Origin of the sequence: Streptomyces sp. NBC_00259, from assembly GCF_036181745.1 — a bacterium.
GTDB classification, from domain to species: Bacteria; Actinomycetota; Actinomycetes; order Streptomycetales; family Streptomycetaceae; genus Streptomyces; species Streptomyces pratisoli.
Genome location: NZ_CP108080.1, coordinates 6,682,907 through 6,695,648, shown reverse-complemented (window position 1 = coordinate 6,695,648; position 12,742 = coordinate 6,682,907). Strand labels below are relative to the sequence as shown.

Sequence of the window (12,742 nt, the reverse complement as noted above, 5' to 3'; positions counted from 1 at the left end):
ACGAGGGAGCCGCAGGGAAAACCACTCGAAACGGTGACCCGTGCCGCGCCCGTGAAGGGAGGCGTCACCCCGGGAAGACCGGGGTCACACCCGCCGAACGGACCGCCGGACGCAAGGACCACTGAACGGACGGGCCACCGAACGGACGGGCCACCGAACGAAAGAGCTACGAAAGACCTACTTCTCCACCTCGGCGGCGAGCTTGGCGAGGACCTCGTCGTAGATCCGGGCGAGCCCCTTGGGAGCGAACGTCCGCTCGAAGAATCCGCCGATGCCGCCCGCGCCGTTCCAGACGGTGGTGACCACGGCCCGGGAGCGGCCCTCGCCGGCGGGCGTCACGGTCCAGGTGGTGACCATGGAGGAGTTGCGGTCCTTCTCGACCAGCTGTCCGTCGGTCGGCTCGGAGACCTCCAGCAGGCAGTCGCGGACGCGCTTGCTCGTGGCCTGGAGCTTCCAGTGGACGAGGGTGCCCTCGCCGTCGCCTCCCTCACGCACCTCGTACTCGCTGAAGTGCTCGGGCAGGAGCTTCGCGCGGGTGTCCTTGTAGTCGGCCAGCGTGTCGAACACGGTCTCCGCGTCCGCCGCGATGACCCGCTCCGTCGTGGCCTCGACCTGCGCCATTGCTTCTCCTCCAGCACTCGGTTCCTGCGATGGACCAAGCCAACCACCTCACGGGGGGCCGCCCAAAATCGGGGTTGCAGCGATCAAGGGAACAAGTGTTCTATTCTGTGGTCAGTGCTACCGAGGAGGCGCCCATGCGCTGGGACAATCTCGCCGAGAACGGCCGGAACGCCACGGACCCCGAGAGCGCGACCCTGCCCGGGGACATCGCGCTCTTCGGCACGGACGCCGTGACCACACGCACCTTCGACACCCCCGAGTTCCGCGGGATCACCTTCCACGAGGTCCGCGCCCGTTCGATCCTGAACCGGGTACCGGGCGCCTCACGGATGCCGTTCGAATGGACGGTGAATCCGTACCGGGGCTGCACGCACGCCTGTGTGTACTGCTTCGCCCGCAAGACCCACAGCTATCTGGACCTGGACACCGGGCTCGGCTTCGACAGCCAGATCGTCGTCAAGGTCAACGCGCCGGAGCTGCTACGGCGCCAGCTGGCCTCGCGCCGCTGGCAGGGCGCGCACATCGCGATGGGCACGAACGTCGACTGCTACCAGCGGGCGGAGGGGCGCTACCACCTGATGCCCGGCATCATCGGCGCCCTGCGCGACCACGCCAATCCGTTCTCGATCCTCACCAAGGGCACGCTGATCCTGCGTGATCTGGAGCTGCTGCGGCAGGCCGCGGAGGTGACCGACGTCGGGATCTCCGTCTCGGTCGGCTTCACGGACCCCGGGCTGTGGCGCTCGGTCGAGCCGGGTACGCCGTCGCCCGAGCGGCGCCTCGACGTGGTCCGGACACTCACCGAGCACGGCATCGGCTGCGGAGTGCTGATGGCCCCGGTCATCCCCTTCCTCGGCGACCACCCGGACCAGCTGCGCGCGACCGTACGGGCGATCGCGTCGGCCGGGGCGACGTCCGTGACGCCTCTCGTGCTGCATCTGCGGCCCGGAGCGCGCGAATGGTTCATGGCGTGGCTGGCCCGGGAGCATCCGCACCTGGTGCGGCGGTACGAGCGGCTGTACGCGGAGGGCGCCTACGCGCCCAAGTGGTACCAGCGGCGGATCACCCGCCATGTGCACGAGCTGGCAACCGAGTTCGGGATAGGCCCGGCGCAACGCGGCACGCCTCGCCGGATCCCGCCGGCCCCCCAACCCGTTCTCGCCGAGCCCGCCGCGACCCAGCTCAGCCTCCTCTGACCGCCGCCCCGCCGTCCTCCTGCGAACGTCGTCCGCAGCCCTCCCCCGTCCGCCGCCCCACCCCTCCTCCCTCACCAAACGGGTCACTTACGGCACGAACATGTCCCTGACGGTGGATATCGGGGAACGCTGCCCCGGGGCTCCGCGCCGCCCGGCCGCGCCCCCGTCGTCCCGGGAGGACATGTGAACAGACGCGCAGGAGTGCTGGTCGCCGTCGGCGCGACGGTGACCGCACTGGTCACCGGCATGCAGTCCGCCGCCACCGCGGGGCCGACGGCGCCCCGCGCCGGGGCGCTGAAGTGGACCGCCTGCGCGACCGAGGAGCATCCGAAGCTCGAATGCTCGTCGGTGAAGGTGCCGCTGGACCACGCCGATCCGAGCGGCAGACAGATCACGCTGGCGCTCTCGCGGGTACGGCACACCGCCAAGACCTTCCAGGGACCGCTGCTGGTCAACCCGGGCGGGCCGGGCGCCTCCGGGCTGAAGACGGCCGGTTTCGTCGCGGCGTCGCTCCCCGCCAAGGTCTCGGCCCAGTACGACGTGATCGGGTTCGACCCGCGCGGAGTGGGCTCCTCACAGCCGGCGCTCAACTGCCGCCCCGGCCACTTCGCGCCCGTACGCCCCGACTCGCTCCCGCTCGACGTCCGCACCGAGCGGGCGAATCTGGCCAGGGCGCGGTCCTTCACCGTGGGCTGTACGACCAGGCACGCCGATCTGCTGCCCCATATGAACACGGCCGCCATGGCGAAGGACCTCGACGTCGTACGGCAGGCCCTCGGCACCGGGAAGATGAGCTACCTCGGGTACTCGTACGGCACCTATCTCGGCGCCGTGTACGCCAAGTACTTCCCGCAGCACGTCCGGCGCATGGTGCTCGACTCCGCGGTGAACCCCGACGGCGTCTGGTACCGCGCCAACCTCGGCCAGGACCTCGGCTTCGACGCCCGTCACAAGGCGTTCGCCGCCTGGGTGGCCAGGCACCACGCGACCTACCGGCTGGGCAGCGACCCGGCGAAGGTCGAGGCCGCCTGGTACGCGATGCGCACATCGCTGGGCAAGGCACCCGCGGCGAAGAGGATCGGCCCGGCCGAACTCGAGGACACCTTCCTGCCCGGCGGCTACTACAACGGCTTCTGGCCGTATCTCGCCGACGCGTTCGCCGCCTACGTACGCACCGGGGCCACCAAGTCGCTCGTCGAGGCGTACGAGTCCTTCGGCGCCGTCGACAAGCAGGGCGAGAACAGCTACTCCGTCTACACGGCGGTCCAGTGCCGGGACGCGGCGTGGCCCCGGAGCTGGGACACCTGGCGCGACGACAACTGGGCGGTCCACGCGAAGGCCCCCTTCTCCACCTGGAACAACGCCTGGTACAACGCGCCGTGCGTGTTCTGGCCGCTGGCGCCCCTCGGCCCGACGGACGTCACCAACCACGCGGCGCCGCCGGTGCTGATCCTCCAGGCCACGGACGACGCGGCCACACCGTACGAGGGCGGTGTCACCCTCCACCGCAAACTGCGGAGCTCCCGGCTGGTCGTCGAGGACGGCGGCGGCAACCACGCGATCTCGCTGAGCGGGAACAAGTGCCTGGACCGCTATGTGACGGACTATCTGGCCACCGGGAAGCTGCCGCCGTCCGCCGCGGCCGGGCCCGCGGACGCGGTCTGCGCCGCGAAGCCCGAGCCGAAGCCGCTGAAGCCGGGGGTACGGACGGGTGCCACGGACGGGGACCGGGCCGGGGCCGCGCTGCACCGGCTGCTCGGCCACCGGAACTGACGGGCGGGAACCGACGGGCGGGACCGGACGGGCGAGGCTGGACCGGAAGGACCGGACGGAGCGTTGTCAGTGGCGTGCGCCAGGATGAGGGGCATGAGCCCGCACCCCCTCCATGTGCCCGCCCCTGCCAGCGCCGTCCCCGGGGAACCGGCCGCGCGGCAGGTGCGCCTGCGGCGCATGACCGACGCCGACTGCGAGGCGGTCGCGGCCGTCCGGGTCGGGGGCTGGCGGCACGCCTACGCCGGGCTGATGCCTCAGGAGTACCTCGACGCGATGGACGAGACGGCGGACGCCGGGCGCCGCCGGGCCCAGCTGGCCGCCGCGGACCGCGCCGGAGTGGTCCACCTGGTGGCCGAGACGGCCGGCGAGGTCGTCGGCTGGGGATGCTACGGGCCGTACCGCGAGGAGGACACGACGACCGGCGACGGCGAGGTGTACGCGCTGTACGTACGGCCGGAGCGGATCGGGACCGGTGTGGGGCGGGCGCTGCTCACCGGGTTGCTGTCCCGGGCGGAGGCGGACGGCCGGCCCGCGCTGCTGCTGTGGGTGCTCAAGGACAACGCGCGGGCGCGCCGCTTCTACGAGAAGGCCGGCTTCACGGCGGACGGTGCACAGGAGCCGTTCGAGGTGGGTGGCGCCGTGGTGCAGGAGGTGCGTTACGGCAGGCGGCTCAGCGCGGCGGAGGCCGCGGCGGACAGCCGGGGGTGAGTGAGGGCCGTCCGCAGGACCGGGCGGGCACGCTCGTCGGCGAGGGCGCCCAGGCCCTCGACACAGGCGAGTGCCACGCGCCAGTGCGGATCGCCGGGCGTCAGCCGCCGGTTGAGGGCGGTGATGAGCGCCGGGGCGGATTCGGGGGCGCGCAGAGCGGTGAGCAGGCGTACGGGGGTGAGGGCGTAGGCGACGCGCCGCTCGTTGGTGGCGAGCGCGGCGGCGGCCTGTGCGGTACGCGGGTCGCCGAGCCTGGTCAGGGCGTAGGAGGCGGAGACACAGCGGTCCGGGTCGCGGTGGTTGAGCAGCAGGACGAGGGGTTCGAAGGCGCGGCGGTCTCCGGCGCAGCCGAGGCGGAAGGCGGCGATCTCCCGCGCCCATAAGGGCCGTTGGGTCTCGGTCAGCACCGCGGCAAGGTCGTCCGGGTCGGCGACGGCGGTCAGCCGCCGGTGCAGTTCCTCCTCGTGCTGGCCGGACACTTCCCGCCGGGTGCGCCGTGCCAGGTCGTCCAGGTCCGCGTCCATACGGAGCAGCCTAGGCGCTGCGCCCCGGACCGGGTCCGGCACGATCCGGACGTCACCCTCCGGTGGGCGCGGCGGGGGCCACGGAGCGCGGCGCAGATCACATCCGCCCAGGGCTGGCGCGCTCGTTACTCGCCGGTTAACCTCAAGTGAGCGGGCAACACCCGCACTGCTCTCGGCGGCCTGGTGACGCAGCCGCCCGGGGGTGACTCCCAGGCCGCAGGGCCGGGGAGAGCTGGTCGGTTCGGCAGTTCGGCGTGACTCCGGGACAGGGTCCGTCGCCATCTTCATCGCGACATGCGCTCTGCGCGTGCCACGCGCCTCGCCCGGTCCGCGGCTGCGGACCGCGGGCGGCGCCCCGCGGCACGTACGCCCTCCCTCAGTCGTCACTCATTCCTGGAGTCCCGTGATGGACATCCCTCTCTCCACCATCGCCGTCGTCGGTCTCGGCACCATGGGCACCGGTATCGCCGAGGTCCTCGCCCGGGCCGGCCGTGAGGTCATCGGCATCGACAGCAGCGACGCCGCCGCCCGCCACGCCGTCACCGCCCTCGAAGCCTCCACCGCGCGCGCCGTCGAGCGTGAGCGCATCACCGAGGAGGAGCGCCGGAACATCCTCGCGCGCTTCCGCACCTTCTCCGACCTCCAGGCGGCCGCGGAAGCGGACCTCGTCATCGAGGTCGTGCCCGAGTCGTACGAGGCGAAGCAACAGGTCATCCAGGCGCTCGACACCGTCGTGCGCCCGGAGACGATCATCGCCACCGGCACCAACGCGCTGTCGGTGACCCGGCTCGCCGCCGACTCGGCGCGCCCCGAGCGCGTCCTCGGCCTGCACTTCTTCAACCCGGCGCCGGCGATGAAGCTCGTCGAGGTGGTCTCCTCGGTGCTGACCGCCCCGCACGCGGTGGAGGCCGTCACCGTGCTCGCCCGTGACCTCGGCAAGGAGCCCGTCGCGGTCGGCGACCGGCCCGGTTTCGTCGCGGACGGGCTGCTCTTCGGCTACCTCAACCAGGCCGCCGCGATGTACGAGGCGAAGTACGCCTCCCGCGAGGACATCGACGCCGCGATGAAGCTCGGCTGCGGACTGCCGATGGGCCCGCTCGCGCTGCTGGACCTGATCGGCATCGACACGGCCCGCACCGTCCTGGACGCGATGTACGCCGAGTCCCACGACCGGCTGCACGCCCCCGCGCCGATCCTGAAGCAGCTCAGCGAGGCGGGACTGACCGGCCGCAAGTCGGGCCGCGGTTTCTACACCTACGAGGCGCCGGACAGCGCCGCCGTCGTGCGCGACGCGCTGACGCCGCTGGAGGCCGCGCAGGCCGCCGGCGGGCGCCCGGTGGCCTCGGTCGGCGTGGCCGGTTCGGGCACGATGGCGAGCGGTATCGCGGAGGTCTTCGCGAAGGCCGGCTACGACGTCGTCCTCGCCGCCCGCGGCCAGGAGAAGGCCGAGACGGCCAAGTCCCGTATCGCCAAGTCGCTTTCGCGCTCTGTCGACAAGGGGCGGATGACCTCCGAGGCCCGCGAGGAGACGCTGGCACGGATCACGCCGGCCGGCTCGCTCGACGCGTTCGCCGAGGTCGATCTGGCACTGGAGGCCGTCGCCGAGGACCTGGAGATCAAGCAGCAGCTGTTCGCCACCCTCGACAAGATCTGCAAGCCCGGCGCGGTGCTCGCCACCACGACCTCCTCGCTGCCCGTCGTCGCCTGCGCCCGCGCCACCTCGCGGCCCCAGGACGTCATCGGCATGCACTTCTTCAACCCGGCGCCGGCGATGAAGCTCGTCGAGATCGTCCGTACGGTGCTGACCTCCGACGAAGTCCACGCCACGGTCCGCGAGGTGACGACGAGGATCAGGAAGCACCCGGTGGACTGCGGCGACCGCGCGGGCTTCATCGTGAACGCGCTGCTGTTCCCGTACCTCAACAACGCGATCAAGATGGTGGAGGAGCACTACGCCTCGCTCGACGACATCGACGCGGCGATGAAGCTCGGCGGCGGCTATCCGATGGGGCCCTTCGAACTCCTCGACGTCGTCGGCCTCGATGTCTCGCTCGCGATCGAGAAGGTGCTCCACCGGGAGTTCCGGGACCCGGGCCTGGCCCCCGCGCCGCTGCTCGAGCACCTGGTGGCCGCGGGCTGCCTCGGCCGCAAGACCGGTCGCGGCTTCCGCGAATATGCCCGGCGCTGATTCCGGCGGCGCGAACGGATCGGGCTGGGGCGGGCTGCTGGACGGTGCGGGCGGCCCGCCCCTGCAGGCGCAGCCCGCCGCGCAGATGCAGTACGTTCAGGGCATGTCCCAGCCCGCTGACGCCCCCCGACGGCCCTCCCGGACCTCCGCGCCCGCCTCGACCGACGCCCCGGAAAGCGCCGCGGGCAGCCGCGCCGCCGCTCAGCGGCTCAAGATGCGCCGGGAACTGGCCGCGGCGGCCATGGAACTGTTCGCCACCAAGGGATACGAGGCGACGACCGTCGACGAGATCGCCGCGACGGCAGGGGTCGCCCGCCGGACGTTCTTCCGGCACTTCCGCTCCAAGGAAGAGGCGATCTTCCCGGACCACGACGACACGCTCGTGCGGGCCGAGGCGGTGCTGAACGCCGCGCCGCCCCATGAGCACCCGCTCGACACCGTGTGCCGGGGCATCAAGGAAGTCATGAAGATGTACGCGGCCTCCCCCGCGGTCTCCGTCGAGCGCTACCGGCTGACCCGCGAGGTGCCGACGCTGCGGGAGCGGGAGATCGCCTCGGTGGCCCGCTACGAGCGGCTGTTCACCCGTTATCTGCTGGGCCACTTCGACGAGCGCGACCACCACGACGGCAACGACGACCCCCTGCTCGCCGAGGTGGCCGCGTCCGCCGTGGTCACCGCGCACAACCATGTGCTGCGGCGCTGGCTGCGGGCGGGCGGCCAGGGCGACGTGGAGGCGCAGCTCGACCACGCGTTCGCGATCGTCCGCGACACGTTCGGATCCGGGATCGGCGCGGGACGCTCGGGCCCGGGCGCGGGCGCGGAGCGGAGTCCCGCGGCTCAGGTCCAGTCGGGCGGGGAGGTCCTGGTCGCGGTGGCACGGACGGACGCCCCGCTGCCGGAGGTCATGCGCACGATCGAACAGGCGCTGCGCGGCCGCTAGGAACGTTCCCTCCGGGACGCGCCCCGGGTACGCGCCGAGGCCCGAGTCATGGGCCACATCACCCACCACTGTGTGGTCACAGACGGATACTCCAGGCAACGGCCGCCCCTTCCGGGCGGCCGTTGTCGCAGGTCAGGCCCCTTATCCGATCGATCATCGCTCATCTGTGACCGGGAGATTGCATGTGAGTGAAATTGTTGGCACGCAGTGTCTTGCGGCCTGGCACGGGGTGCCATACGTTGATGTTGTCCGGGCGGCCGGCGTGCAGACAACTGTCGTACGTCGGCTGTCCCCGCAAGCCACCGGCTCGCGCGCCCGGACGCCTGCGTCACAGGCAACCTCCCGCGCCCACAAGCGCTGCCGGCACCACCCCGCCGAACCGACGGCACACCTCCACAGCAGACACTCCCCGACGCTCCCCTCAGCGTTCTCGTCTCGAACGCCATTCGCCGGAGGCAACACCGTGAAGGAAATCCTGGACGCGATCCAGTCGCCGGACAGCACGTCCGCCGACTTCGCCGCACTGCCGCTCCCCGAGTCGTACCGTGCGGTGACCGTGCACAAGGACGAGACCGAGATGTTCTCCGGTCTCACCACGCGCGAGAAGGACCCGCGCAAGTCGCTGCACCTCGACGACGTGCCGGTCCCGGAGCTCGGCCCCGGCGAGGCGCTCGTCGCGGTCATGGCCTCCTCGGTCAACTACAACTCCGTCTGGACCTCGATCTTCGAGCCGCTGTCGACCTTCGGCTTCCTGGAGCGTTACGGACGGCTCTCCGAGCTCACCAAGCGCCACGACCTGCCGTACCACGTCATCGGCTCCGACCTGGCGGGCGTCGTCCTGCGCACCGGCCCGGGCGTGAACGCCTGGACCCCCGGTGACGAGGTCGTCGCGCACTGCCTCTCGGTCGAGCTGGAGTCCTCCGACGGCCACAACGACACGATGCTCGACCCCGAGCAGCGCATCTGGGGCTTCGAGACCAACTTCGGCGGCCTGGCGGAGATCGCCCTCGTCAAGTCGAACCAGCTGATGCCCAAGCCCAAGCACCTCAGCTGGGAGGAGGCCGCGGCACCGGGCCTGGTGAACTCCACCGCCTACCGCCAGCTGGTCTCGCGCAACGGCGCGGCGATGAAGCAGGGCGACAACGTGCTGATCTGGGGAGCGAGCGGCGGACTCGGCTCGTACGCCACCCAGTTCGCGCTCGCCGGCGGCGCCAACCCGATCTGCGTCGTCTCCAGCGACCAGAAGGCCGACATCTGCCGCTCCATGGGCGCCGAGGCGATCATCGACCGCAACGCCGAGGGCTACAAGTTCTGGAAGGACGAGCAGACCCAGGACCCGAAGGAGTGGAAGCGCTTCGGCAAGCGCATCCGTGAGTTCACCGGCGGCGAGGACATCGACATCGTCTTCGAGCACCCGGGACGCGAGACCTTCGGCGCGAGCGTCTTCGTCACCCGCAAGGGCGGCACCATCACCACCTGCGCCTCGACCTCGGGCTACATGCACGAGTACGACAACCGCTACCTGTGGATGTCGCTGAAGCGCATCATCGGCTCGCACTTCGCGAACTACCGCGAGGCGTGGGAGGCCAACCGCCTGATCGCCAAGGGCAAGATCCACCCCACCCTGTCGAAGGTGTACTCCCTGGAGGACACCGGCCAGGCCGCCTACGACGTCCACCGCAACCTCCACCAGGGCAAGGTCGGCGTCCTCGCGCTGGCGCCCGAGGAGGGCCTGGGCGTGCGCGACGAGGAGCTGCGCGCCAAGCACCTCGACGCCATCAACCGCTTCCGGAACATCTGAGGCAGAGGTCCGTTCGATGACAGAGCGTCAGAAGGACCGGCCGTGGCTCATGCGCACGTACGCCGGTCACTCCACGGCCGAGGCCTCCAACGAGCTGTACCGGCGCAACCTCGCCAAGGGCCAGACCGGCCTGTCGGTCGCCTTCGACCTGCCCACGCAGACCGGCTACGACCCCGACCACATCCTCGCCCGCGGCGAGGTCGGCCGGGTCGGGGTCCCGGTCTCGCACCTCGGTGACATGCGGCGGCTGTTCCAGGACATCCCCCTGGAGCAGATGAACACCTCGATGACCATCAACGCCACGGCCATGTGGCTTCTGGCGCTCTATCAGGTGGTCGCGGAGGAGCAGGGCGCCGACATCACCAAGCTCCAGGGGACGACGCAGAACGACATCGTCAAGGAGTACCTGTCGCGCGGGACGCACGTCTTCCCGCCCGGCCCGTCGCTGCGCCTGACGACCGACATGATCACCTACACGGTGGCGAACATCCCCAAGTGGAACCCGATCAACATCTGCAGCTACCACCTGCAGGAGGCCGGGGCCACGCCCGTCCAGGAGATCGCCTACGCGATGTCCACGGCGATCGCCGTCCTGGACGCCGTACGGGACTCCGGGCAGGTCCCCCGGGAGAAGTTCGGCGATGTCGTCGCCCGGATCTCCTTCTTCGTGAACGCGGGCGTCCGCTTCATCGAGGAGATGTGCAAGATGCGCGCCTTCGGGCGCATCTGGGACAAGGTCACGCGTGAGCGGTACGGCATCGAGAACGCCAAGCAGCGCCGTTTCCGCTACGGCGTCCAGGTCAACTCGCTCGGTCTGACCGAGGCCCAGCCGGAGAACAACGTCCAGCGCATCGTCCTCGAAATGCTGGCGGTGACCCTCTCCAAGGACGCCCGCGCCCGCGCCGTCCAGCTCCCGGCGTGGAACGAGGCCCTGGGCCTGCCCAGGCCCTGGGATCAGCAGTGGTCGCTGCGCATCCAGCAGGTGCTCGCCCACGAGAGCGATCTGCTGGAGTACGAGGACATCTTCGCGGGCTCGCACGTCATCGAGGCCAAGGTCGACGCCCTCGTCACGGAGTCGCTCGCCGAGATCGACCGGATCCAGGAGATGGGCGGCGCGATGGCGGCCGTCGAGTCCGGGTACCTCAAGTCGCAGCTGGTGTCCTCGCACGCCGAGCGGCGCGCCCGGATCGAGGGCGGCCAGGAGAAGATCGTCGGCGTCAACATCTTCGAGACCACCGAGGAGAACCCGCTCACCGCGGACCTCGACACCGCGATCATGACGGTCGACCCGGCGAACGAGGCCCGGGTCGTCGCGAAGCTCCACGAGTGGCGCGACAACCGCGAGGAGGGCCGCGCCCAGGAGGCGCTGGCCGCTCTGAAGGCCACGGCCGCCGGTGACGGCAATCTGATGGCCGCCACCGTCGAGTGCGCCCGCGCGGGTGTCACCACCGGCGAGTGGGCGTGGGCGCTGCGGGACGTCTTCGGCGAGTTCCGCGCCCCGACGGGTGTGTCGTCCGCGCCGGTCGCGGTCACCGCCGAGGAGGGCACGCCGATGGCACTCGTACGGGACAAGGTCTCCCGTACCGCCGGCGAGCTGGGCTCGGGCCGGCTGCGGCTGCTGGTGGGCAAGCCCGGCCTGGACGGGCACTCCAACGGTGCCGAGCAGATCGCCGTACGCGCCCGCGACGCGGGCTTCGAGGTGGTCTACCAGGGCATCCGGCTCACGCCCGAGCAGATCGTCAACGCCGCCCTCGCGGAGGACGTGCACTGCGTGGGCCTGTCGATCCTGTCCGGCTCGCACGCCGAGCTGGTGCCGGACGTACTGACGCGTCTGCGTGAGGCGGGCGCATCCGACATCCCGGTGATCGTGGGCGGGATCATCCCGAACAGCGACGCCGAGGACCTGAAGCGTGCGGGTGTCGCCGCCGTCTTCACCCCGAAGGACTTCGGTATCACGGAGATCATCGGCCGTATCGTCGACGAGATCCGGAAAGCGAACAAGCTCGACCCCCTGGAGGTCCCCGCATGACCAGCCCCGTGAACCGCCTGCGTCCGCGACGCTCCTGCCTCGCGGTGCCCGGTTCGAACCCGCGCTTCCTGGAGAAGGCCCAGGGACTGCCGGCCGACCAGGTCTTCCTGGACCTGGAGGACGCGTGCGCGCCGCTCGCCAAGCCCGAGGCGCGGCACACCATCGTCAAGTTCCTCAACGAGGGCGACTGGACGGGCAAGACGCGGGTCGTGCGGGTCAACGACTGGACGACGCACTGGACGTACCGGGACGTCGTCACGGTCGTCGAGGGCGCGGGCCAGAACCTCGACTGCATCATGCTGCCGAAGGTCCAGGACGCCGAGCAGATCGTGGCGCTCGATCTGCTGCTGACGCAGATCGAGAAGACCATGGGCTTCGAGGTCGGCAAGATCGGCATCGAGGCGCAGATCGAGAACGCCCAGGGCCTCAACAACGTCAACGCGATCGCCCAGGCCTCCCCGCGCGTGGAGACGATCATCTTCGGCCCGGCCGACTTCATGGCGTCCATCAACATGAAGTCGCTGGTCGTCGGCGAGCAGCCGCCCGGCTACCCGGCGGACGCCTACCACTACATCCTGATGAAGATCCTCATGGCCGCCCGTGCCAACAACCTCCAGGCGATCGACGGCCCCTACCTGCAGATCCGCAACCAGGAGGGCTACCGCGCCGTGGCCCAGCGGGCCGCCGCCCTCGGCTTCGACGGCAAGTGGGTGCTCCACCCGGACCAGGTCGCCGCGGCCAACGAGATCTTCTCGCCCTCCCAGGAGGACTTCGACCACGCCGAGCTGATCCTGGACGCGTACGACTACTACACGTCCGAGGCGGGGGGCAAGAAGGGCTCCGCGATGCTCGGCGACGAGATGATCGACGAGGCCAGCCGCAAGATGGCGCTCGTCATCTCCGGCAAGGGCCGCGCCGCCGGGATGACCCGTACCTCGAAGTTCGAAGCCCCGGAGGCCTGA

Annotated in this window: 10 protein-coding genes; 8 read left to right on the top strand and 2 right to left on the bottom strand. The window is 70.7% G+C overall.

Features of this window, described 5'->3' with window-relative positions; all coding sequences use genetic code 11:
* Positions 1 to 177 precede the first annotated feature (177 nt).
* Entirely contained in the window at positions 178 to 621 is a 444-nt protein-coding gene (locus OG766_RS30070) for an SRPBCC family protein (RefSeq protein WP_266386653.1), read from the bottom strand.
* Positions 622 to 755: 134 nt separating this feature from the next.
* Here OG766_RS30070 and OG766_RS30065 point away from each other — a divergent pair, with 134 nt between their 5' ends.
* From OG766_RS30065 to OG766_RS30055, 3 genes are all read left to right on the top strand, one after another.
* Positions 756 to 1,817, top strand: coding sequence for an Rv2578c family radical SAM protein (locus OG766_RS30065; protein WP_266386656.1), 1,062 nt, complete (start codon positions 756 to 758; stop codon positions 1,815 to 1,817).
* 183 nt (positions 1,818 to 2,000) lie between these two features.
* Complete coding sequence (locus OG766_RS30060) at positions 2,001 to 3,590, top strand: alpha/beta hydrolase (RefSeq protein ID WP_328726625.1); 1,590 nt, start codon at positions 2,001 to 2,003, stop codon at positions 3,588 to 3,590.
* A gap of 93 nt (positions 3,591 to 3,683) precedes the next feature.
* Positions 3,684 to 4,298: a GNAT family N-acetyltransferase gene (locus tag OG766_RS30055; protein ID WP_328726623.1), complete on the top strand. Its 615-nt coding sequence runs from the start codon at positions 3,684 to 3,686 to the stop codon at positions 4,296 to 4,298.
* Here OG766_RS30055 and OG766_RS30050 read toward each other — a convergent pair.
* Positions 4,247 to 4,822: a HEAT repeat domain-containing protein gene (locus OG766_RS30050; RefSeq protein WP_266386663.1), complete on the bottom strand. Its 576-nt coding sequence runs from the start codon at positions 4,820 to 4,822 to the stop codon at positions 4,247 to 4,249. The two genes, OG766_RS30055 and OG766_RS30050, sit on opposite strands and share 52 nt — an antisense overlap.
* Before the next feature lie 406 nt (positions 4,823 to 5,228).
* On the opposite strand from OG766_RS30050, the gene OG766_RS30045 reads away from it, so the two are divergent.
* From OG766_RS30045 to OG766_RS30025, 5 genes are all read left to right on the top strand, one after another.
* Positions 5,229 to 7,010, top strand: a complete 1,782-nt coding sequence (locus OG766_RS30045) for a 3-hydroxyacyl-CoA dehydrogenase family protein (protein WP_328726622.1) — start codon at positions 5,229 to 5,231, stop codon at positions 7,008 to 7,010.
* Between the two features lie 103 nt (positions 7,011 to 7,113).
* On the top strand, positions 7,114 to 7,950 hold the full coding sequence (locus OG766_RS30040) for a TetR family transcriptional regulator (RefSeq protein WP_266386669.1): 837 nt from the start codon (positions 7,114 to 7,116) through the stop codon (positions 7,948 to 7,950).
* 463 nt (positions 7,951 to 8,413) lie between these two features.
* Positions 8,414 to 9,751, top strand: a complete 1,338-nt coding sequence (gene ccrA / locus OG766_RS30035) for a crotonyl-CoA carboxylase/reductase (protein ID WP_266386672.1) — start codon at positions 8,414 to 8,416, stop codon at positions 9,749 to 9,751.
* A gap of 16 nt (positions 9,752 to 9,767) precedes the next feature.
* On the top strand, positions 9,768 to 11,780 hold the full coding sequence (locus OG766_RS30030) for a protein meaA (protein WP_328726621.1): 2,013 nt from the start codon (positions 9,768 to 9,770) through the stop codon (positions 11,778 to 11,780).
* Complete coding sequence (locus tag OG766_RS30025) at positions 11,777 to 12,742, top strand: HpcH/HpaI aldolase/citrate lyase family protein (protein ID WP_266386678.1); 966 nt, start codon at positions 11,777 to 11,779, stop codon at positions 12,740 to 12,742. Before OG766_RS30030 ends, OG766_RS30025 begins: the two co-directional genes overlap by 4 nt.